This is a genomic window from Actinocorallia sp. A-T 12471 (assembly GCF_033875155.1).
Lineage (GTDB): Bacteria > Actinomycetota > Actinomycetes > Streptosporangiales > Streptosporangiaceae > Actinocorallia.
In genome coordinates this window covers 194,067-214,916 of the sequence record NZ_JAWZTE010000003.1, presented here as the reverse complement: position 1 = coordinate 214,916, position 20,850 = coordinate 194,067, and the positions used below count along the sequence as shown (strand labels likewise).

Here is a 20,850-nt window from a genome sequence, read left to right as displayed (position 1 = left end):
CTCCTTACGCTGTCGTGCGGGGGGCGAAGCCGCGCTCGCGCAGCCACCCGGAGGTGACGGCGACGGCCTCGGCGAGGTGGTCGCGCTGGTCGGGGCCCAGGTAGTAGTGGTTGGCGCCCTTGATCTCGTGCAGCGTCTTGTCCGCGACGGTGAACGCCGCATAAAGCCGACGGGTGTGGCTCGGCGTGCAGGCGTCGTCGGCGGTGTTGCCGATGACGAGGGCCGGGACGGTGACGCCGGCGGCGCAGCGGGGTCCGTCGCCGTACGCGTCGTCGTAGCTCCACTGCGAAAGCCAGCTCCGCAGGGTGGTGAACCGGGCGAGGGCGACGGGGCTCATGTTCACCGTGCGGGGGTCGCCGAGGTAGCAGACGCCCGGCTGCCGGTCGTTGGGGTCGACGGACGGGTCGAGCCAGCGTGGGTCGGCCATCGTGCCGTGCACGACGAACGCGAACTCCTCGTCGGGCCGTCCCGCGGCGCGCAAAGCGGCGAGCTTGGCCTTGACCCACGCGGTGATGCGCCGGTTCCTGGCGATCTGGGCTGCCGCGTACCGTTCGAGGAATTCGGCGGTGTAAGGCGGCTGGTTGGGGTTGGCCGGGTCGTACAGGTCGAGTTCGGGGTCGCGGACGGACGGGTCGCGCTCGTCGAGGATCGACGCGTCGAGCCACTCGGTCATGGTCTGGTGCCGGGAGACGTGCGCGGCCATCAGCATGATCGCGTCGGCGGGGACCAGGCCGAGGGAGGCGAGGTCGAACGGGTCGCCCGCGGGGGTGTGCGTGACCGTCGGGTGCTCGGCCTGCCGCTGGTAGTACAGCGACAGCGAGCCGCCGCCGCTCCACCCGGCGAGGACGACCTTGGCGTACCCGAGCCTTTCCTTGACGTGCGTGACGCACGCGCCGAGGTCCTGGACGACCTTCTCCATGATGAGCGCGCTATCCACGCCCCGATACCGGCTGTTGCAGTAGACGACGTGGTGGCCGGCCGCCGCAAGCGCGCGGACCATCGGCAGGTACGCGCCCCCGCCGATCGGGTGCATGAACACGATGACGGTGTCGGACGCGGTCTCCGGCTTCAGATGGTGTCCCTCAAGGACGACGTACTCGTCACCGCCCCCGTACGTGTCGCGGCTCCCGCTGATCTCCGGGACGAGGACGACAAAAGGAATGCGCGCCACGCTCACTTCACGCCTCCGAGCTCGGGATTGACGGTCAGGGGACGCCGCACGTCGACGGAGATCGTCACCCACTCAAGCCGGTCGAACTCCCCGAACTGGGCGCGTGACAGCTCCCGTAGCTCCTCAGGTGGTCCGTGGTGCAGCCCTTGCGGCGCATGGGTGATGAGCCCCGGGACCATCGGGAAGCCGAGGAGGGTACCTCCGTGGAAGAACGCGACTTCGTCGTAGTCGGCGTTGCGGTGGTACCAGGGCAGCCTCTCCACACCGGGCCGTGACTCGGCCGGGCGAGGCAGGAAGTTCAGGACGACGACGCCGGACGCCGTCATGAGCGTGCTCACCGTAGGAGGCAGATGGACGCCTTCGGACAGGATCGCGTTGTAGTCGCGGATATTGACCTTGAAAGGGAAGTAGTCGCCCTTCCACCCCTCCACGTCGCACGGGTTGTGCCCGTAGAAGATGGACCCCTGGAGGTCCCGGTTGATCACCCGGATCTCCCACTCGGGCCCGCCGTCGGTGAGCACCTCGGGTTCCGGGATGAACACGACGGACGGGTCGAACGGGAAGTGCCTGCCGAGGATTCCGGCCGGAGGGGTGCGGAACTCGTCGGCCGCCTCGATGATGAAGAAGGTGTTCTCGGCGTCGGAAGGCACCTGCCGGTAGGTGACGCCCTTGGGCAGCAGCACCCAGTCGCCGGGCTCGTACGGGACGCGCCCGAACTCGGTCTCGAACTCGCCGGTTCCCCGGTGTACGAAGACGAGTTCGTCGCCGCCGACGTTGCGGACGAAGAACGGCATCGGCTCGGCGCGGCGGCTGAGCAGGAACCTGACGTCGTCGTTGGAGTACAGCGGCAGGGGTGTGCCGCGCGGGTCGGTGTGGTCGGTGGGGGTGAGTTTGTCGGCTTTGAAGTGCGACGGGCGCAGGGCGCCTTCGGCGCGGAACTTGGTGGGGTCGTTGCGCCGGTAGAGCTGGGCCTGGCGGCCGACGAAGCCCATCCTGCCGAGTTCGTCGTCCTTGAGGCCGTCCAGGTCGCGGTGGACGTGGCGTGGTGTCGTGCCCTTGCGCAGTTGGACGAAGGATTCCAACGGGGCTCCTCTGGGTGGCGGCTCGGGGGTGCGCCGCACGGGTAGCGTGACAGAGCCCCCAGGATCTGACAAGTGTCAGACGACCTCGGATCTGACGCCCGTCAGACCGTTAAGCTACGGTCGCGAAAGTTACTCGTCCGTAACCTACTAAGCGGTTACTTACAGGGGTCGCCGAGGGTTAGCCTCCCGTTCGGATCACCGAGTCGGACGGACAGAGGGAGACCCCATGGAGACGTCGTCGGCCGCGAAGTCGCGGGCCCGGGTGCTGCCGGTGGCCGGGCTCACCGCCGCCGCACTGGTCGCGGGCCTCGCCGCGACCCCCGCGCGGGCGGACGAGCGCACGATCTCGCGCGGGGTGCAGATCCCCGCCTTCTATGACCCGCCCGGCAAACTGCCCAAGGGCAACGGCACGATCATCCGCAAGCAGCCGCTGCGCCTCGCGCTCGACCTTCCCGACATCGACAGGCCGCTGCCCGGCCGCGCGACCCGCATCATGTACCGCTCGACCGACGCGCGCGGCAAGGCCGTCGCCGTCACCGGGGCCTACATCGAGCCCACCAAGCGCTGGACGGGCCCGGGGCCGCAGCCGCTGATCGCGCTCGCCTCGGGCACGATGGGCCAGGGCGACCAGTGCGCGCCGTCCCTCTCGCTGGAGAACCCCCTCATCGTCGGCGACGGCACGGTCTCCTTCGGCTACGAGAACCTCGCGCTGCTCAGGCTGCTGGAGACCGGCGTGGCCGTCGTCGTCACCGACTACGTCGGGCTCGGCGCGACCGACCGGCTGCACACCTACGTCGGCCGGGTGGACGAGGCGCACGCCCTCCTCGACGCCGCCCGCGCCGCCCTGCGCCTGCCGGGGACGAAGCTCAAGAAGAACTCACGTATCGGCCTCTATGGGTACAGCCAGGGCGGCGGCGCGAGCGGGGCGGCGGCCGAACTCCAGCCGACGTACGCGCCGGAACTCAGGCTCGCGGGCGCGTACGTCGGCGCGCCCCCGGCCGACCTCGGCGTGGTGATAGGCGGCATCGACGGTAGCGCGCTGGCCGGGGCGCTCGCCTGGTCCATCAACGGGCTCGCGCAGACCCACCCGTCGGTACGCAAGGCGGTAGCCAAGTACGTGAACGCGGCGGGCAAGGCGGCGCTGAAGGACCTGTCCACCATGTGCGTGGGCGACGCGATCCTCACCTACGGCTTCGCCAACAGCGCGAAGTGGACGAAGAACGGCAAATCGCTCTCCCGGATCATCGCCGCCGACCCCGCGCTGAAGAAGATCCTCGCCCAGCAGCGGATCGGCAGGCTGAAGCCCGCCGCGCCGGTGCGGCTCGTCAGCGGCATCCGCGACGACATCGTCGTGCACGCCCAGTCGCGCAGGCTCGCCGCCGACTGGTGCGCCAAGAACGCCAAGGTCGTCTACCGGCCCGTCGAGCTGCCCGACCTCGGCGCGAAGCTCCTCACCAACCACATCACCCCGCTGCTCGTCGACCAGCCCGCCGCGATCTCCTGGCTCACCGACCGGCTGAAGGGCAAGTCGGTGAAGTCCACCTGTGCGAAGCTGCCGTACCAGCCCTGACAAGCGCGCTGCGGAGACCGTCACAGGCAGTTCACCGGCGTTTGACCCCGGCGCAACGGCGAAGGCCGACGCTGCAAGAGGGAAACCCCCGAGCGCCGGTGATCGGGCACAGCGGAATCCGCTCCGACTGAGCACAGGACGGCCGCTTACCGCATCGGCGGGGACGTCAGGGGGGTCCGCGCGACGGCGCACGGACCCCGCCTCACGCGCCGGGGCGCGCGGCGGGTAGCGTCCGATCGGGCGCGTCCGCGCCGCCGAGGGGAGGCCGCCGCATGAACGTCACTCCGGACGCCTGGGAGCGGCTGCCGTCGCGCAGGGTGGTGACCAACGGGGTCGGTCTGCACGTGGTCGACCAGGGCGAGGGCCCGCTCGTGGTGCTCTGCCACGGCTTCCCGGAACTCGGGTTCTCCTGGCGGCACCAGGCCGTCGCGCTGGCGGAGGCCGGATACCGCACCCTGACGCCCGATCTGCGCGGCTACGGCAGGAGCGACCGGCCCGACGACGTCGCCGCCTACGCCATCGACGCCCTCGCCGACGACCTGTGCGGCCTCCTTGACGACGTCGGCGCGAAGGACGCGGTCTTCGTCGGCCACGACTGGGGCGCGTCGCTCGTCTGGCAGTTCGCGACGCTGCGGCCCGAGCGGGTCAGGGCGGTCGCGGGGCTGAGCGTGCCGCCGTCGCGGCGGGCCCCGGTGCGGCCGATGGCGATCCTGCGCCGCCGGCTCGGCGACGAGTTCTACATGTGCTGGTTCCAGGAGCCGGGCGTGGCCGACGCCGTCCTCGGGCGCGACGTGCGGCGCACCCTGCTGTCGGACGCGATCGACGCGTCGCTGTGGGGCGAGGGCGAGCCGCCCGAGCCGCGCCCGTGGCAGACCGAGGACGAACTCGCCTATTTCCTCAGGTCCTTCCGCAGGACCGGGTTCACCGGGGGCCTCAACTACTACCGGAACATCGACCGGAACTGGGAGCTGACCGAGGGCGTCGCGGGACGGACCATCGCGTGCCCGTCCCTGTTCGTGACCGGCTCGGCCGACCCCGTCACGGCGTTCATGTCCGCCGACGACCTCTCCCGCGTCCTCGACGACCAGCGCGGCCACGTCGTCATCGAGGGGGCGGGCCACTGGATCCAGCAGGAGCGGCCGGAAGAGGTGACCGCGCTGCTGCTCGACTTCCTCGCGGGCCTGCCCTGACCGTCCCGGTACACTCGTGGCCGCGAGGATCGGAGTGAGCGTGGCCGAAGCCGGGGCCGTCGGCCCGCCGGACCAGGGGGACAGGTCGGACGCGGCGGTGCTGCGCCGGGGCCTCGCGGCGTTCGCGGAGCTGGGGTACGCGCACACGACGGTCCGCGAGCTGGCCCGCAGGATCGGCGTCAACCACAACTTCGTCGGCGACAGGTTCGGCTCGAAGCTCGACTTCTGGTTCGCGGTCGTGGACTTCGCCGTGGCCGAGGCGGAGCTGTCGTCGTTCGGCGGTGACGGGACGCTGCCCGACGAGGAGCTGTTGCGCGAGGTCGTCCGGCATTTCTACCGGACCGCCGCGCACCATCCGCACCTGCACAGGCTGTTCGCCGAGGAGTCCGCGCACGAGTCCGAGCGGATGACGTACCTGTTCGACAAGTACATCGAACCGTGCCTGCGGCAGTTGCGGCCGGTGCTGGTGCGGCTCGCCCAGGCGGGCAGGCTGCCCCGCGCCCCGCAGCACGTGCTGTTCTTCGCGGTCATCGGCCCGACCCTCGGGATGACGCACGCGCCGCTGGCCAGACGGCTCGGCCGTCCCGACGACCCGGCCATCACCGACCTCGAGGGCTACGCCGACCAGTTCGCCGACATGGTGATCGCGGGCCTGCTGCTGCCGCCCGCTTGAGCGGTCAGCGGCGGCGGGCGCAGGCGATGCAGGTCCGCGCGGTCGGGCGCGCCTCGAGCCGCGCCGGGGCGATCGGCCCTCCGCAGGTCGCGCACGTCCAGTAGGAGCCGTCGGCGAGGCGGGCGGCCGCCTGGTCGAGGGCGGCGAGGTCGGCGCGGGCGCGGGCCAGCGACTCGGTGAGCCGCTCGCGCTCGAACGCGATCGTCGCGCCCTCGGGGTCGTGCTCGTCGTCGGCGTTGCTGCCGTCGGAGGACGCGACGAGCTCGTCCCACAGGTCGGTCAGCGACGTGATCAGGCGCTCGTTCGCGGCGCGTGCCCCGTCGATCAGCGTGGCGGCCCGCGCGCGCTCGTCGGGCGAGGGGGCGGTGTCGGTCATGCGGTTACCCAACGTGATCGGGAGGGCGGGTATTCCGTCCGGACCCTGACGGGTACGTGACGGGCGCGGGCTGATGTACTTGATCAAGGATCAGCGAAAGGGGTCGTCATGGGGTCGCCGTTGAACCCGTCGGGGGAGTTCCGGATCGGGGACGGGAGCCGGGGCAAGGTGGTGCGCCGCCTCGGATACGGGGCGATGCGGATCACCGGGCCCGGCGTGTGGGGTGAGCCCGCTGACCGCGAGGAGGCCCTGCGGGTGCTGCGGCACGCGGTCGAGCTCGGCGTCGACCTCATCGACACCGCCGACTCCTACGGGCCGCACGTCAGCGAGGAGCTGATCAGGGAGGCCCTGTTCCCGTACACGGAGAACCTGCTTATCGCGACGAAAGCCGGATTTGTCCGGACGGGTCCGCACGAATGGCATGTCCTCGCCGAACCGAACTATCTGCGCCAACAGGTCGAACTCAGCCTGCGCCGGCTGCGCCTCGAGCGGATCGAGCTGTTCCAGCTGCACCGGATCGACGAGCGCTTCCCCATCGCCGACCAGGTCGGCGTCCTGCGCGACATGCGCGACGAGGGCAAGATCGGCGCGATCGGCCTGTCGGAGGTTAACGTCGCGCAGATCGAGGAGGCGCGCAGGACCGTCGAGATCGCCACGGTCCAGAACCGGTACAACCTCATCGACCGGGCGTCGGAGGAGGTCCTCGTGTACTGCGCCGAGCAGGGGATCGGGTTCATCCCGTGGAACCCGGTCGCGGCGGGCGGGCTCACCGGGCCTGGGACGCAGGTCCAGAGCGTCGCGGACGAGACCGGGGCGACGCCGTCGCAGGTGGCGCTGGCGTGGCTGCTCGCCAAGTCCCCGGTGATGCTCCCGATCCCCGGCACGTCATCCTCGGTGCACCTTGAGGAGAACATGGCGGCTTCGACCGTCCAGCTGACTCCGGAGCAGATTGCCGCGCTCGACGCCGTCGCCTGAACTTCGGAGCCGCCGGGCTGTTCCGCGCCCGCGTCCGGGTGGTAGCTTGCCCGCCCGGGACGACGGGGGGTGGGCGGTGCGCGGGCTTCTCGGCGCTGAGCCGCCTTCGGCCGAGCCCGGCTGTCTGACCGATCTGCGCTGTGACGTGATCGCCGGGGCGCTCGCCGCCGCGGCGGGCGCGGACGCGGCGGCCTACCTGCGCGGCGCGCCGCGTGATCCGGTGCTGGTGGCCGCAAGGCAAGCGGTGTTCCGCGCGCTTGAGGACCCGGCCTTGGCGGCGGCCGCCCGCCGGTTCTGCGCGGCGGCGTCCAGCGCGCGGCGGCGGCTCGACCGCGTCGCGCGGACCGGGCATGTGCCGCAGGCGGGACGGCGGCTCGCCGAACTCGTCGCCGACCACGCGGCGGCCGTAGAGGAGTTCGCCGCGGCGCTGCGTCCCGCGCCGCCCGGGCTCACGGCGCTCGCGGAAGACCTCGCCGAACTCGTCGCCGCGCCCTCGTTCACCGTGCCGCGCGACGAGGCCCGCGCGCTTCTGGCCCGGCTTGCGGAGGTCCGCTACGACGTCCTGCTACGCGGCGACGAGATCACCGTCGTCCCCTGCGAGCCCGGACAGGTGCCCGCCTTCGCCGACCGTGCGCGCGCCGTCTTCGCCCGCTTCCACGGCGACGGCCTCGCCGACCCGCCTGCGCGTCCCGCCGACGACTCGTCCCTCGACGTCGTGGAAGCCGCGGTCCTCGACCTCGTCGCAGAGGTCCACCCCTCGGTGTTCGCCGACGTCGCCGCCTTCCACGCACGGCACCGCGCGTTCCTTCCCGAGGGGCTTGCGCGGCTGGATCGGGACCTCCGCTTCTGCCTCGGATACCTCGACGTCCTCGCGCCGCTGCGGGACGCGGGCCTGCCCGTCTGCTACCCGGACGTCTCGGTGACCGACCGGACGTTCGAGGCGCACGACCTCTACGATCTCGCCCTCGCGGTCGAACGGTCGGGCCGGGTCGTCCCGAACGACGTGACGGCCGGGCCGGGGGAGCGGGTCATCGTGGTGTCGGGGCCGAACCAGGGCGGCAAGACCACGCTGTCGCGGGCGTTCGGCCAGCTGCACCACCTCGCCGGGCTCGGCTGCCCGGTTCCGGCGCGGCGCGCGCGGGTGTTCCTGCCCGATCGCGTCCTGACCCACTACGAGCGGGCCGAGAGCCTGGCGAACCCGGCGAGCAGGCTCCAGGAGGAGCAGGCAAGGCTGCGCGCGTTGCTGGCCGAGGCGACCGGCGACAGCGTCGTGGTGCTCAACGAGATCTTCATGTCCACGACCTCGTCCGACGCGCTCGCCCTGAGCCGACCGCTCCTCGACACCCTTCTCGACCGGGGAGTGCTGTGCCTTTGGGTGACGTTCCTTGACGAGCTGTCCCGGGCGCACCCTTCGGTGGTGAGCATGGTCGCCGAGACCGAGGGGGAGGACGCCCGCCGTACGTACCGGATCGTCCGGGGCGTCGCCGACGGGCAGTCTCACGCCCGCACCCTCGCCGAACGGTACGGCCTCACCTACGAGAAGCTGAGCCTGCGCCTTCAGGAACGCCGGAACGAGGAGGCCGCAGGGTGAGACCCCGACTCCTCGCCGAAGACGCCGACTTCTCTTTCGCGACGCCGCACGACCCCGTCACCGCCGATCTGATCACCGATCTGGAACTGCCGATCCTCTGGGAGGCGATGGCCGGGGGTGACGGCCGCATCCGAGCGGTCTCCTCGGCCGTCACCCTGCGCCCGCTCACGGACCCGGCCGCCATCGCCTACCGGCAGGACGCCTTGGCTGACGCGTTGCACAACCCCGCAGCCGTGCGCGCGCTTTACGTCCTCGCCCGTGAGGCCGTCGCGGAGGAGGAGAAGGTTCCGCGCGGCGTCAACAGCAGGTCGGACGGACGGCTGCGGCGCGCGCTGCGCGTGCTCGACGTGTTCTGCGCGCGGCTGCGCGCCTTGGCCGCGCTGGCGGCCGCCCATCGGACGGCGTTCGCCTCACCCGCCTTCACCCGGCTCTTCCGGATGATCGCGGCGAACCTCGACGACGCCTACCTGCGCGAGGTCGAGCGGATGCTCGTCCTGCTGGAGTTCGACGGCGGGATCGCCGCGACGGGCGGCCTCGGCCCGGGGAACCGGCCGACGGGCTTCGCGCTGCACGAGCCGCCAGGGGCACGGCCTGAGCGGCGCTGGCGGCGGGCCGGGACGCGGCACCGGGCGTCGGGGGAGAACGACGAGGACTGGCGCGCCCTCGCCGGGTTCCGCGCGGCGCTGCTCGGCGGGGCCGCCGACGCCGCCACCGCCTCGGCCGACGCCGTCCGCGACTTCCTCGCCGCCCTGCGCGACGAACTCGCCTTCTACGTCGGCTGCGTCAACCTCGCCGAGGCGCTCGCCGCGCACGGCCTCCCGCTGTGCCGCCCCGAGCCGCGCCCGCCGGAAGACAGGGCCCTGTCAGCGCGCGGACTCTACGACCCGTGTCTCGCGCTGCGCCTGGGCGGGCCCGTCGTCGGCAACGACCTCGCCGGCGACGGCGTCGGCCTCGTCCTGGTCACCGGCGCGAACGCGGGAGGCAAGTCGACGTTCCTGCGCGCGCTGGGCGTCGCGACCCTCATGGCGCAGGCCGGGATGGCCGTACCCGCCGTCTCCTTCGCCGCGTCCCCCGCCGACGGCGTCTTCACCCACTTCCGCCGCGAGGAGGACGGCACCCTCACGCGCGGCAGGCTCGCCGACGAACTCGCCCGCATGAGCGCGATCGCCGACCGGGTGCGTCTCGGCTCCCTGCTGCTCAGCAACGAGTCGCTGGCGTCCACCGGGGAGCGTGAGGCGTCGGCCCTCGCCGTCGACCTCCTGCGCGCCTTCACCGCCCACGGCGTCCGGACGGCGGTCGTCACCCACCTCACCACCCTCGCCACGGCCCTGCGGACCACTCCTTTCACGCCCACCCTCTGCCTGCGTACGTCGCCCGGCTATCGGCTCCTCCCTGAGCCCGCGTAAGCGGATCAGGCGGGGGACTCGGGAAGGGCCAGGGCCTCGTGGACGGCGTCCTGGATACGGGAGGGCGTAAGGGGGCCGTGGGCGGCGCGGTCCAGGAGGGCGGCCAGGGAAGCCGCCAGGGCGTCGGTGTAGTCGGCGCCCGCTTTGAGCAGGGCGTGCAGGGCGGTGAGGAGGGCCTGGGCCGCGGCGAGCTGGGGGTGGGTGGAGGGGTCGCGGATCGTGTGGATGCGGGGGAGGGCGCGGTGCAGGGCCTGGGCCGCGCGGCGGAGCTCGGGGTAGTGGCCCTGCATGCGGGTGAGGGACGGCGCGTCGGTCACCGCGAGGAGCCGGTTGACGGCCTGGGCCGTCGCGCGCGAGTAGATCCCGCCCGTCGTGACGATCCGGGTGGGGCCGTCGGCGGGTTCGAGGAGTTCGGCGGCGCGCGCGAGCAGGTGCAGTTCGGAACGGATCGGCCACGGCCCCGAGACGATCGCGCTCGCCGCGAACCGCGCGTGTCCGTCGCCCCTTACGGCTGCCCAGTACCGGATTGCGTTGCCGTCCGGACCCGGCATGACCTGCTGGATCGCGGCGACCGAGGTGCGGTCGCCGTCCAGCCAGGGCAGCTCGATCGCCCACCCCGACGCCCTGCCCTCGGCGAGCCCGATCGGCTTGCGCGCGGCGAACTCGCGCGCCGCGTAGTCGGGGTCCTCGCGCATCCGCCTGCGGTAGGCCCCGGTCAGCTCGTCGCTCTCCTTGCGGGCGAGGCGCGCCTCGCGGTCGGCCTGCCGGTGCAGCGGGTGGGTGTCGCGCGGTACCCGCCGGACGCGCACCGCGCCGCTCCGGCCGGTCAGCCGCGCCGCGAGCACCCCCACGACGACCGACGCGCGCGCCTCGGTCAGCCACGGCCGCGCGGCGAGGACCTCGCGCGCGGGCTTGCCGGCCCGCAGTTGCGCGATGACCGACGCGGCCGCGACGCTGTCGGTGAGCACGGTGACGTCGGCGTGGTCGGGGTAGAGCGACAGCGCGCGCTCGACCGCGAGGAGTTCGGCGTGCCCGATGTGCGGGGTGCGCAGCGCCCCCCGCAGCACCCAGCCCGCGCCCGTGACGCACGCCCACGCCGAGTCCTCGCCCGCGAACGACGCGTCCGCCGCGACCAGATAGGGCGAGTACTCCTCCCCGGGACGCGTCCAGGTGACGGCCCCGGGCACGATCCGGTCGGCGGGCAGCTCCGCGCGGGCGAGGTCGGCGAGGCGCAGCGCCTCGGCCGCGACCGCCGGGTTGGGCGGCCCGGCCGCCCGCATGACGGTGTTCCCCTTGTTCTTGCGCGGTTTCGGCCCGGTATGCCGGACCTTGCGGGGATACCGCACGACGACGCACGCGTCGGGCCGCTGGCGCGCCTCGGCCACCTGACGCGCGGCGCTCCTCGCGTCGACCGCCGCGACGACCCCGTCGGCGACGGCCCCGCGCGCGTCGCGTTCGAGCCACATCCACACGCCCGTGACCAGCGCGCCTATCCCTATGCCGACGGGCGTCGCGACCCCCTCCGGGACGGCATGTCGCCGCCCGCTCGGCTCCCCGGAAAGCACCTCCACCGCGATCCCCTTCCCGAGCGCGCCCCCGGCGCAGGGAGCGACCGGTGCGGCACCACACGACAGTCAGACCGGACACGGGCCGCGCGAAGTTCCGGAGACCGCCCGCCTGGCCGCTCCCGGCCACCGCCCACACCCCGGTCACCGCCCGCACCACGGTCGCCCGCGCGCGGCGCGGCCACCGCTCCCCGCGCGGCCACTGCGCGCACCACGGCCACCGCCCGCGTCACGGTCATCGCTCGCTGCGCGGCCATCGCGCGTGGTGCGGTCACCGCCCGTGTCACGGTCACCGCTCGCTGCGCGGTCATCGCGCGTGGTGCGGTCACCGCCCGTGTCACGGTCACCGCTCGCTGCGCGGTCATCGCGCGTGGTGCGGTCACCGCTCGATGTTCGGTCATTGCTCGCTGTGCGGTCAGTGCTTGTGGTGGGCTCCGGTGCCGGGGGGACGTGGGCGACCTGCGGGGCGGGGGGTTGGTGTTTTGTCGGGTTCGTAGAGGTGGCAGGAGACTGTGGCGTCGTCGCTGAGTGTGCGGGGTGTGGGGGTTGTGGTGTGGCAGATCTGCATGACGCTCGCGCATCGGGCGCGGAACGGGCATCCGGCCTCGCCGCGCACGATCTCGGGGCCGTGGTGGTTGACCTGGTAGTTCGCGCGCCGTGAGCGCCGCCGTTCCCGCTCCGACGGGTCCGGTGACGGGCTCGCCGCCAGGAGCGACCGCGTGTACGGGTGCCTGGGGGAGGTGAACAGCTTCTCGACCGGGGCGAGCTCCACAAGGCGTCCGGCGTGCATGACCGCGACGCGATGCGCGATGTGCCGCAGGACCCGCAGGTCGTGGGTGATGAACAGGTAGCTCATCCCCGTCGCGTCCTGGAGGTCGCCGAGCAGGTTGATGATCTGGCTCTGGGTGGAGACGTCCAGCGCGCTCACGGCCTCGTCACAGACGACGAGGCGAGGCTGGAGGGCGAGCGCCCGCGCGATCGCGACGCGCTGGCGCTGGCCGCCCGACAGCTCCGAGGGGAACCTGTGCAGGTGCGCCCGCGACAGCCCGACGCGCTCGAACGCCTCGGCCGCCGCCGCGTCCCTGGCGGCCCGGTCGCCGATGCCGTGGCGGCGCAGCGGGACCGTCACCGCGTCGGCGACGCAGTGCCGCGGGTTCAGCGACGAGGCCGGGTCCTGGAAGACGGCCTGGACCGCCCGCCGGTAGGCGAGCGGGGTCGCGCGGCCGAGCGCGGTCACGTCGGCGCCGTCGAAGGTGATCGAGCCGTCGGACACGTCGGTGAGCCGCAGGATCGCCCGGCCGACCGTGCTCTTGCCGGACCCCGACTCGCCGACGAGCCCGAGCGTCTCACCCGGCCTGACGTCGAACGTGACGCCGTCGACTGCCTTGACCTGCCTCCGCTTCCATCCCATGGCGCGTCCCGCCTCGTACGTGACGGACATGTCGTGCACCTGGAGCAGTGTCGGCGCGTTCATCGGGCGCTCACCCCCAGCGTCAGCTCGTGCGAGCGCACGCAGCGGACCTCGTCGGAGATCGGGATCGGGCTTTTCACACATCCCTCCTTGGAGAAGGCGCAGCGGTTGGCGAAGTGGCATCCGGACGGCCACTCGCCCGCGAGCGGGACGCCGCCGGGAATGGTCGGCAGCCGTCCGGAGGCCGCCTCGCCGGACGGGTCTGCCGCCAGCAGGGCCGCGGTGTAGGGGTGGCGCGGCCTGGCGAACAGCGTGGCGACGTCGCCGGTCTCGACTATCTCGCCCGCGTACATGACCGCCGCGCGGTCGCAGGTCTCGGCGACGACCCCGAGATCATGGGTGATCATCAGGACCGCCATGCCGAACTCGTCGCGCAGGTCGAGCAGCAGGTCGAGGACCTGGCTCTGGGTGGTGACGTCGAGGGCCGAGGTGGCCTCGTCGGCGATCAGGAGCCGCGGCTTCGCGGTGAGCGCCAGCGCGATCGCGACGCGCTGGGCCATCCCGCCGGAGAACTGGTGCGGGTAGGCGTCGAGCCGGGTCCTGGGGTTCTCCACGCCGACCCTCGCGAGCAGTTCGGCGGCGCGCTCGCGCGCCTGCGCCCTGGTCATCCCGAAATGCGCCCGCAGCGGTTCGGCGAGCTGCGCGCCGATCGTGTGGACGGGCGACAGAGCGGTCATCGGGTCCTGGAAGACGACGGCGACGCCGCGCCCGCGCACCTCACGCAGTTCCTTCTCCGACAGGCCGGTGATCTCCCCGCCCCCGAGGAACACCGAGCCCGCCGCGCGGCGCGTGCCGGGCGGCAGCAGCCCGAGCACCGCGCGGGCCAGCATCGACTTGCCGGACCCGGACTCGCCGAGCAGCCCGACGACCTCACCGGGCCGCACGGTCAGCGACACGCCCTGCACGAGCGGCACAGCCTTGGCCGACACCAGCTCGACGGTCATGTCGCGCACCTCGAGCAGCGCCGAAGGGTCGGCGGGCCGCGCCTTGGTCGGGGAGCCGATCGCGTGGGCCGGGACGCGTCCGCGCCGTCTGGCGGGCTTGCGGCGCGCGCCGCCGAGCGCGTCGCCGACGCCGTCGCTGAACAGGTTGAACGCCAGGACCGTCAGGATGATCGCGAGGCCGGGCGGGAACGCGAGGAACGGCTGGCGCGCCTGCTCGTCGGCGGCGACGCTCAGCATCCCGCCCCACGACGGCGTCTCGGTGTCGAGGCCGAGGCCGAGGAAGCTCAAGGCCGACTCGACCCCGATCGCCGAGCCCATGAACACCGCGGCCTGGACCGACAGCGGGCCGGTGAGGTTCGGCAGGACCTGGCGGAACAGGATCTCCGGCGTGCGCAGGCCCGCGACGCGCGCGGCGTCGAGGTAGACCTTCTCGCGTTCGGCCAGGGCGACCGCGCGGGTCATCCGGGCGAAGCTCATGCAGAAGATGAGGCCGATCGCCAGCATCAGGTTGAGCAGGCCGCGCCCGAGGATCGCGATGACGGCGAAGCCGACGAGCAGGCCGGGCAGCGCGTCGGAGATGTCGAGCGCGCGCGAGCCGAGCCTGTCGTACCAGCCGCCCTTGTAGCCGAGCAGCAGCCCGAGCGGGACGCCGATCGCCATCGCGACGCCGACCGAGCCGACCGCGACGAGCAGCGCGATCCGGCTGCCGTACAGGAGTCTGCTGAGGGTGTCGCGGCCGAGTTCGTCGGTGCCGAGCCAGTGCGCGGCCGACGGCCCGGTCAGCACCGCGTCGAAGTCGCCCTCGTTCGGGTCGTAGGGCGCGAGCAGCGGCGCGAGGAGCGCGACCGCCGCGACCAGCAGCAGGAACGCCGCCGCCACGACGGTGACGGGCTGGCGGCGGATGCGGCCGAGGGTGAGGGCGAGGCTCCCCCCGCCGCGCGGCGCGGATGCCTTGACTGTGGTTCCGTTCGTTTCGCTCATTGCGGACGCACTTTCGGGTTGAGCAGGCCGTAGCTCACGTCGAGCAGCAGGTTCACGCCGATGACGAGCAGCGCCATCACCAGCACGCCGCCCTGGATGACGGGGAAGTCCTTGCCGATCACGCTGGTCAGCAGCAGGTGCCCGACGCCGGGGAACGCGAAGATCTGCTCCACGACGAAGCTGCTGCCGATGAGGATGCGCAGGGTGAGGCCGGTGGACGCCAGCACGGGCACCATCGCGTTCTTCAGCGCGTACCTGAGCACGATCCTGCGCCGGGAGACGCCAGCGGCCGTCAGCGTGTCGATGTACGGGGAGGCGAGGGATTCCATCATCGCCGCGCGGGTCTGCCTGGCGATGAGCGCGCCCGCGCCGATGCCGAGGGAGATCGCGGGGAGGATCAGCCCCTGGAACCAGGCGAAGGGGTCGACGGTGAACGGCGTGTAGGCCACGACGGGAACCCACCCGAGCTTCACCGCGAAGACGAGCGACAGCACGAGGCCGAACCAGAACTCAGGCACCGCGAGGCCGACCGAGGTCGCGCCGGACACGAGGCGGTCGGTCGTGCCGGGCCGCAGCGCGGCGAGGATGCCGACGGACACGCCGAGCAGCATCGCCACGACGATCCCGCCGAGGATCAGCGACAGCGTCGCGGGCATCCGCTCGGCGATGACCTGCACGACGGGCAGATTCGAGGCGTAGGACACCCCGAGGTCCCCCTGGACGGCGTTGGCGAACCACGAGCCGAGCCGCTCAAGAGCGGGCGCGTCGAGCCCGAGTCTCGCCTCGACGTCGGCGATCGCCTGGGGCGTCGCGCGGACGCCCAGGATGACCGCGGCGGGGCTGCCGGGCACCAGGTAGGTGAGGGAGAAGACGAGGAGCGAGACGATCGCGAGCTGCGGAAGCGCCATCGCGAGCCGGTAGGCGATGAGGTTCCTCATCGGCCCACCGGCCCGCGCTTCCGGGCGGCGATCGGCGGTGCGATCGCCACGGGTCACGCCCCCTTGGGCCGCAGGGCCTTGTAGTCGATCAGGTTGGTCTCCCACGGCTGGGTCGGCGCGGCGACGCCGTCGACCCGGTCGGAGTGCCACGCGATCAGCTCCTCGCCGGCGACGTGCCCGCAGGTCAGCGCCTCCTCGGAGATGATCCGCGTGACGTCGCCCCACAGGCCCTCGGCCTCGGGCGAGGTGCCCGCGGCGATCGCCTTGTCGGCGGCGGCCTTGAGCTCGGCGCTCTCCACGCCCGCCGGGTTGCCGGGGGCGTCGGCGGCGAACCACGCCTGGTACCAGTCGAACGGGGTCAGCTCGTCGTTGCCGCCGAGGCCGAGCGGGAAGCGTCCGCTGTTCCAGGTGGAGAAGTACTGCGGCGGCGGCGCGACCTGCACCTTGACCGCGATGCCGATCTCCTTGAGCTGCGCGGCGTACACCTGGAGCTGCTTCTGGTTGAACGGCGCGGCGACGACCTCGGCCGAGACCTTCGGGTTGCCCGCCTCGGACATCAGCTGCTTGGCCTTGGCCAGATCGGTCGGGTAGCCCGCGATCGCGGCGTTGTAGCCCGACTCGCCCTCGGCGAAGTGCTGCGTGCGCGGCACCCAGTCAGGTTCGAGCTTCTGCAGCGCGGCGGTGTCGAGCGCGTAACAGGCGGCCTGGCGCACCCTGACGTCGGCGAAGACGCCGCCGGGGCCGCGGTCGAAGAACATCGGGTTGTTGCGGATCGCCGGGTACGACAGCGTCTTGATACCCGCGGTGGCCTTCAGCTGGTCGAGGTTGGGGACCTCGGTGTCGGTCACGTCGATCTCGCCGCTGATCAGCGCGCCCGCCGCGGCGTTGTCGTCGGGGATCGCGTACAGCTCGACGGCGTCGAACCCCACGCTGTCGCGGCCGTCCCAGTACTTGTCGAAGTACTTGAACGTCATGCGGGTCCCGGCCGTCGACGACGCGGGGTCGTAGGCCCAGGGTCCGGTGCCGACGGGGTGCTGGGCGACCGACTTGTCGGCGATCGCCTTGGGGCTGGCGATCGGGACGGCCCGGGTGGACAGCGTGGTGAGCAGCGACGGCGTCGGCTGCCTGAGGTTCAGCTTGACGGTCGTGGCGTCGACCACGTCGATGGACGAGATCACCTTCAGCGGCCCGGCGTAGGGGGTGTTGCCGTCCCGGATGGACTCGAGGTTGACCTTGACGGCCTCGGCGTCGAACGGGGTCCCGTCGTGGAAGACCACGCCCTCGCGCAGCGTCAGGGTGAGCGCCGCGTCGGTCTGCTTCCACGCGGTCGCCAGGACCGGGGTGATCTCGCCCTGCGTGTTCAGCCCGACGAGGTTCTCGTAGGGGACGCGCATGTATCCGGCTTCCATTTCCGCGCCCGGCGCCCAGCTCTCGGGGAAGCCGCCCCAGTTGGCGGCGAGGGTGCCGGACGCCGCGGCGTCCGCGCCCTGCTCGGCGGAGCCGCCGCAGGCCGACAGGGCCAGGGCGGCCGCCACGGCGAGGGCGACCGGGGCCAGCGTCATTCTTGTGGTGTTTCTCGATTTCATCGCGGTTCTCGACTTCATCGCGGAGGGCCTCCTCGCGCCGGGGGCGGCGGAGTGATCGGGGGTGGACGCACGGGAGGGTGTGAACTTGCGCACATCGCGTGACACGGCACTTATCGTGTTCGCGTGGATCTCCCCCTGCCAGCCGTGGAGCCGCAAGGTTAGGATGCGCGTTTGGTATCTCTCGCTCCGGAAAACGGGTTCCGCCCCTGTTTGCGGGACGTCACCGCGGTAACTCGGGCGATTCATACGCGAAGCGGCATCCTTGGATGCATGGTGCGTATGGTGCTTACGTGATCTCCACGCTGTGGTCGGTACGTATCCGGCCCTGGTGGGACCGTGGACGCCGCGCTAGCTTGACGGAATGAAGATCGGTGAAGTGGCGCCCGATTTCTCGGCGCCCGACGAGACCGGGACCCCGCGCGGGCTCAGCGAACTGCTGGCCGACGGGCCCGTCGTGCTTTTCTTTTACCCCGCGGCGTTCACGCCCGGGTGCACCGCCGAGGCATGTCACTTCCGCGACATCGTCGGCGAGTTCAAGGCCGTCGGCGCGACCCCCGTCGGGATCAGCGGCGACAGCGTCGAGCGGCAGGCGGAGTTCAGCGGCAAGTACGAACTCGGCTACCCGCTGCTCGCCGACCCCGACGCCGAGGTGCGCAAGCTGTTCGGTGTGGCGCGCGGCGTCGCGTTCGCGCCGACCAAGCGCGTCACGTTCGTCATCGACACCGACCGCAAGGTCCTCGAGGTCGTCAAGAGCGAGATCCGGATGAACGTGCACGCCGACCGCGCGCTCGCGGCGCTGCGGGCGCGTCAGACGGGCTGACGCGTGGGGCCCGCCCGACAGCTCGGGCGGGCCGTGCCGGGGCGGGTCAGGCGGTCAGGGGTTCCGCGCCGAGGTCGCGGAACCGCTGCTCGGGCAGCAGCCGCAGCCCGCTGACGGCCGAGGACGGGTCGCCCAGGAACCTGTCGATGTCGAAGCGGCGGGCCTCGGCGACCGTCAGCACGCCGCACAGCAGGCTCTCCTGCACGTGCACCATGACGAACGGGCCGATCTGCGCGAACGCCTCGTCGGCGGCCTGGAGTTCGAGCGCGAGCGCGTGCAGCGCGTCGCGGCGCGGGTCGGCGGCGGTGCCGCGCAGGCCGTCGAGCAGCGCGACGAAGTCACGCCGCAGCCGCGCCGGGTTCTTGCCCGCGAGGTAGTACTGGGTGTGCCAGGGCGACTCGCCGGCCGGGACCTGCATCCGCACCCGCAGGTCGAGCGCGTCGACGAGGTTCTCGTACGCCTTCGACAGCAGCTCGTGCGACAGCGGCTGCGCGCCGACCAGACCGCCGCGCAGGGTCGTGGCCTCGCCGTCGGTGGACGGCTGCCCGGCGAGGTGGTCCTCGACGGCGTCGAGCGCTTGGGCGAGGTCGCGGTAACGCTCGAGGTCGCGGTCGCGTTCGGCGTCGAGCTCGTCAAGGCGGTCGAGGGCGAGGTCGGTGCGGCCGCGCAGGGAGAGCAGCTCCTCGCGGACGGCGTCGAGCGCGCCGGGCTCGGCGAGCGCGGCGAGTGCGCGCGGCGCGCCTTCCCGCACACCGTCCTGGGCGTCGTCGGCGGCCTCGGCGATCCGCTCGCGCAGGTCGAGCACCGCCTCGGCGAGCCGCTCGTCCTGCTCGGCGCGGGTGTCGCGCAGCTCGGCGAGGGCGTCGGCGAGCCGGACGGCGTGTTCGGCGTCGGCGGTGCGCAGCTCCTCGAGCTCGGCGGCGATCCGGCGCAGGTCGTCCGTGCCGCCCTCCCGCGCGCCGAGCGCGCGGACCTCGGACAGCGCGAGGTCGACCCGGACGCCCTGGGTGCGCAGCTCGGTCGCCAGCTCCCCGGTGCGCTCGCGCGCCGACTGCCGCAGCTCGTCAAGCGCCTCCTCGAGGGCCGCGCCCTGCCGCGCGTGCTCGGCGGTGACGGCGTCGGCGAGCGCGGTCTGGTCGGCGTGGACCCGGCGCGCCTCGGCCAGCGCCTCGACGGCGTCGCCCGCCTGGCGCTCCTGCTCGGCGCGCAGCTCCGCCAGCGCCGCCTCGTGCCTGGCCAGCGCGGCCTCGACCCGTGAGGTGAGCGTGCGGTGCAGCTCGGACACCGAGGTCTCGGTGCGGCCCGCCCGCTCCTCGATCCTGCCGACGTACCCGGCGAGCTCGTCGTGGCGGCGCAGCGAGGCGGTGAGGTCCTGCTGACCCTGGGCGAGTTCGGCCGTGCGCTTGGTCAGCCGGGCGAGGTCGGCGGCCTCGGGACGGCCCGCGAGGTCGGCGCGCAGCTCGGCGAGTTCGCCCAGCGCCTCCTCGACCCGCGCCGTCATCCGATCGGCCGCCTCACGCTGCGCGGTGCGTTCGGCCGTCTCGCGTCTTGACCGGCCGAAGGCCAGATAGAGCTCCGCACCGGCGACCGCCAGGCACGCGACGACCAACAACACCGCCATGGCACTCCTTAGGGGCTTGGATACCTCTGACGATAAGCCCTGAAATGCCCCTCGGTCAGGGGGTTTCGGATGTGTCGGAAGATCTTTCAGGCAGCGGCGCCGTCGAGCGCCCCGGTGACCGGGCGGACAGGTCGCGGACGGGAGGTGAGACAGCACGTTCCGCATGCTTCGGCGTCCGGCAGCGTCACCCACAGGCAGCAGGTTTTGCGGCGCGGCGGGTCGAGTTCCATGAGGTCGCGGACCGGGCGTCCGGCCGACGCGAGGAGGTCGGCGGGGGAGACGGGCGGCAGCAGGTCGGCGTAGGCGGTCAGCGGACGGGTCAGCGATTCGGCGACCGATCCCCACAGGTTGCGGCGGCCCGCGCGCGCCACGTCGGCGAGCGCGTCGATGAGGGGTCCGTGCAGCCCGGCGAGGAGCGCGGCGAGATCCGTGGTGACGCCGGGTTCGTCGGCGGTGCCGATCCGCATGTGCGGCTCCTCCTCGCCGAGGTCGCGCACCAGCAGGGTGTCGGCGGTCCACGCGGGGAAGGAGCCGGTGACCGCCCAGGAAAGGGCGAGCGGTACGGTCGTCCAGTACGCGTAGCCCTTCCACCACAGGGTCGCGCCGACGTGACGGGGCGCGTTCCAGCGCGCTGAGTGCGCGGTGACCATCGCGTCGAGCGCGTCGCGGTGGGTGGTGGCGAGCTGTGCGACGGTCAGGCCGTCGCGCTGGCGCAGGCCGGGGGCCGCGCCGGGCAGGTCGCCGGACTCGGTGAGGGTGCCGAGGAGTGCCAGGAAAGGCTGGAGCGTCATGCGGGTCTCCGGTTCCGGAGCCGGCCGGGCGCGCGGGCCGGGTGCGAGGGGTGGTTCCGGCTCGGTATTAGGTGAGCCTAACCTAACTTTACATGGATT

General features: G+C 72.6%; 17 protein-coding genes. 7 read left to right on the top strand and 10 right to left on the bottom strand.

The genetic code is table 11. The features are described from left to right. Positions 1–4 precede the first annotated feature (4 nt). Both R9X44_RS10040 and R9X44_RS10035 read right to left on the bottom strand, forming a co-directional pair. Positions 5–1,177 carry an alpha/beta hydrolase gene (locus R9X44_RS10040; protein WP_319813763.1) on the bottom strand — a complete coding sequence of 391 codons (1,173 nt, stop codon included), beginning with the start codon at positions 1,175–1,177 and terminating at the stop codon, positions 5–7. Then, positions 1,174–2,253, bottom strand: coding sequence for a homogentisate 1,2-dioxygenase (locus tag R9X44_RS10035; protein ID WP_319813762.1), 1,080 nt, complete (start codon positions 2,251–2,253; stop codon positions 1,174–1,176). The genes R9X44_RS10040 and R9X44_RS10035 overlap by 4 nt, the downstream gene beginning before the upstream one ends. Before the next feature lie 226 nt (positions 2,254–2,479). Here R9X44_RS10035 and R9X44_RS10030 point away from each other — a divergent pair, with 226 nt between their 5' ends. The 3 genes from R9X44_RS10030 to R9X44_RS10020 all read left to right on the top strand — a co-directional run bounded on the left by R9X44_RS10030 (position 2,480) and on the right by R9X44_RS10020 (position 5,686). Further along, positions 2,480–3,823, top strand: a complete 1,344-nt coding sequence (locus R9X44_RS10030) for an alpha/beta fold hydrolase (RefSeq protein WP_319813761.1) — start codon at positions 2,480–2,482, stop codon at positions 3,821–3,823. Between the two features lie 272 nt (positions 3,824–4,095). Then, complete coding sequence (locus tag R9X44_RS10025) at positions 4,096–5,013, top strand: alpha/beta hydrolase (protein ID WP_319813760.1); 918 nt, start codon at positions 4,096–4,098, stop codon at positions 5,011–5,013. A gap of 34 nt (positions 5,014–5,047) precedes the next feature. Beyond that, on the top strand, positions 5,048–5,686 hold the full coding sequence (locus R9X44_RS10020) for a TetR/AcrR family transcriptional regulator (RefSeq protein ID WP_319813759.1): 639 nt from the start codon (positions 5,048–5,050) through the stop codon (positions 5,684–5,686). Positions 5,687–5,690: 4 nt separating this feature from the next. Here R9X44_RS10020 and R9X44_RS10015 read toward each other — a convergent pair whose 3' ends face one another. Next, positions 5,691–6,062, bottom strand: a complete 372-nt coding sequence (locus R9X44_RS10015) for a TraR/DksA family transcriptional regulator (protein WP_319813758.1) — start codon at positions 6,060–6,062, stop codon at positions 5,691–5,693. A 108-nt stretch (positions 6,063–6,170) separates the two neighbouring features. Between R9X44_RS10015 and R9X44_RS10010 the strand changes: the two genes are divergently transcribed. The 3 genes from R9X44_RS10010 (at position 6,171) to R9X44_RS10000 (ending at position 10,034) form a co-directional block, all read left to right on the top strand. Next, on the top strand, positions 6,171–7,037 hold the full coding sequence (locus R9X44_RS10010; protein WP_319813757.1) for an aldo/keto reductase: 867 nt from the start codon (positions 6,171–6,173) through the stop codon (positions 7,035–7,037). 76 nt (positions 7,038–7,113) lie between these two features. Further along, the gene (locus R9X44_RS10005; RefSeq protein WP_319813756.1) at positions 7,114–8,628 is read left to right on the top strand and encodes a MutS-related protein; all 1,515 of its coding nucleotides are present in this window, start codon (positions 7,114–7,116) and stop codon (positions 8,626–8,628) included. Next, a complete protein-coding gene (locus tag R9X44_RS10000; protein WP_319813755.1) occupies positions 8,625–10,034 on the top strand; it encodes a MutS-related protein in 1,410 nt (469 codons plus the stop codon). Before R9X44_RS10005 ends, R9X44_RS10000 begins: the two co-directional genes overlap by 4 nt. A gap of 5 nt (positions 10,035–10,039) precedes the next feature. Here the strand turns inward: R9X44_RS10000 and R9X44_RS09995 are convergent, their stop codons facing one another. The 5 genes from R9X44_RS09995 to R9X44_RS09975 all read right to left on the bottom strand — a co-directional run bounded on the left by R9X44_RS09995 (position 10,040) and on the right by R9X44_RS09975 (position 17,495). Further along, entirely contained in the window at positions 10,040–11,605 is a 1,566-nt protein-coding gene (locus R9X44_RS09995) for a hypothetical protein (RefSeq protein ID WP_319813754.1), read from the bottom strand. A 409-nt stretch (positions 11,606–12,014) separates the two neighbouring features. Beyond that, complete coding sequence (locus R9X44_RS09990) at positions 12,015–13,073, bottom strand: ABC transporter ATP-binding protein (protein ID WP_319813753.1); 1,059 nt, start codon at positions 13,071–13,073, stop codon at positions 12,015–12,017. Next, positions 13,070–14,995, bottom strand: a complete 1,926-nt coding sequence (locus tag R9X44_RS09985; RefSeq protein ID WP_319813752.1) for a dipeptide/oligopeptide/nickel ABC transporter permease/ATP-binding protein — start codon at positions 14,993–14,995, stop codon at positions 13,070–13,072. Before R9X44_RS09985 ends, R9X44_RS09990 begins: the two co-directional genes overlap by 4 nt. Further along, entirely contained in the window at positions 14,992–15,933 is a 942-nt protein-coding gene (locus tag R9X44_RS09980; protein WP_319813751.1) for an ABC transporter permease, read from the bottom strand. Before R9X44_RS09980 ends, R9X44_RS09985 begins: the two co-directional genes overlap by 4 nt. Positions 15,934–15,986: 53 nt before the next feature. After that, positions 15,987–17,495, bottom strand: a complete 1,509-nt coding sequence (locus tag R9X44_RS09975) for an ABC transporter substrate-binding protein (RefSeq protein WP_319813750.1) — start codon at positions 17,493–17,495, stop codon at positions 15,987–15,989. 385 nt (positions 17,496–17,880) lie between these two features. Here R9X44_RS09975 and R9X44_RS09970 point away from each other — a divergent pair, with 385 nt between their 5' ends. Further along, positions 17,881–18,339, top strand: a complete 459-nt coding sequence (locus tag R9X44_RS09970; protein ID WP_319813749.1) for a peroxiredoxin — start codon at positions 17,881–17,883, stop codon at positions 18,337–18,339. A gap of 46 nt (positions 18,340–18,385) precedes the next feature. Here R9X44_RS09970 and R9X44_RS09965 read toward each other — a convergent pair whose 3' ends face one another. Beyond that, complete coding sequence (locus R9X44_RS09965; protein ID WP_319813748.1) at positions 18,386–19,960, bottom strand: hypothetical protein; 1,575 nt, start codon at positions 19,958–19,960, stop codon at positions 18,386–18,388. An 86-nt stretch (positions 19,961–20,046) separates the two neighbouring features. After that, positions 20,047–20,751, bottom strand: a complete 705-nt coding sequence (locus R9X44_RS09960; RefSeq protein ID WP_319813747.1) for a (2Fe-2S)-binding protein — start codon at positions 20,749–20,751, stop codon at positions 20,047–20,049. Positions 20,752–20,850: the final 99 nt, after the last annotated feature.

Excerpts from the sequence above, each read along its gene's own strand:
- R9X44_RS10030 (WP_319813761.1), top strand. The coding sequence starts at position 2,480 with ATGGAGACGTCGTCGGCCGCGAAGTCGCGGGCCCGGGTGCTGCCGGTG.
- R9X44_RS10025 (WP_319813760.1), top strand. The coding sequence starts at position 4,096 with ATGAACGTCACTCCGGACGCCTGGGAGCGGCTGCCGTCGCGCAGGGTG.
- R9X44_RS10015 (WP_319813758.1), bottom strand. The coding sequence starts at position 6,062 with ATGACCGACACCGCCCCCTCGCCCGACGAGCGCGCGCGGGCCGCCACG.
- R9X44_RS10010 (WP_319813757.1), top strand. The coding sequence starts at position 6,171 with ATGGGGTCGCCGTTGAACCCGTCGGGGGAGTTCCGGATCGGGGACGGG.
- R9X44_RS09990 (WP_319813753.1), bottom strand. The coding sequence starts at position 13,073 with ATGAACGCGCCGACACTGCTCCAGGTGCACGACATGTCCGTCACGTAC.
- R9X44_RS09985 (WP_319813752.1), bottom strand. The coding sequence starts at position 14,995 with ATGAGCGAAACGAACGGAACCACAGTCAAGGCATCCGCGCCGCGCGGC.
- R9X44_RS09980 (WP_319813751.1), bottom strand. The coding sequence starts at position 15,933 with ATGAGGAACCTCATCGCCTACCGGCTCGCGATGGCGCTTCCGCAGCTC.
- R9X44_RS09975 (WP_319813750.1), bottom strand. The coding sequence starts at position 17,495 with ATGACGCTGGCCCCGGTCGCCCTCGCCGTGGCGGCCGCCCTGGCCCTG.
- R9X44_RS09970 (WP_319813749.1), top strand. The coding sequence starts at position 17,881 with ATGAAGATCGGTGAAGTGGCGCCCGATTTCTCGGCGCCCGACGAGACC.
- R9X44_RS09965 (WP_319813748.1), bottom strand. The coding sequence starts at position 19,960 with ATGGCGGTGTTGTTGGTCGTCGCGTGCCTGGCGGTCGCCGGTGCGGAG.
- R9X44_RS09960 (WP_319813747.1), bottom strand. The coding sequence starts at position 20,751 with ATGACGCTCCAGCCTTTCCTGGCACTCCTCGGCACCCTCACCGAGTCC.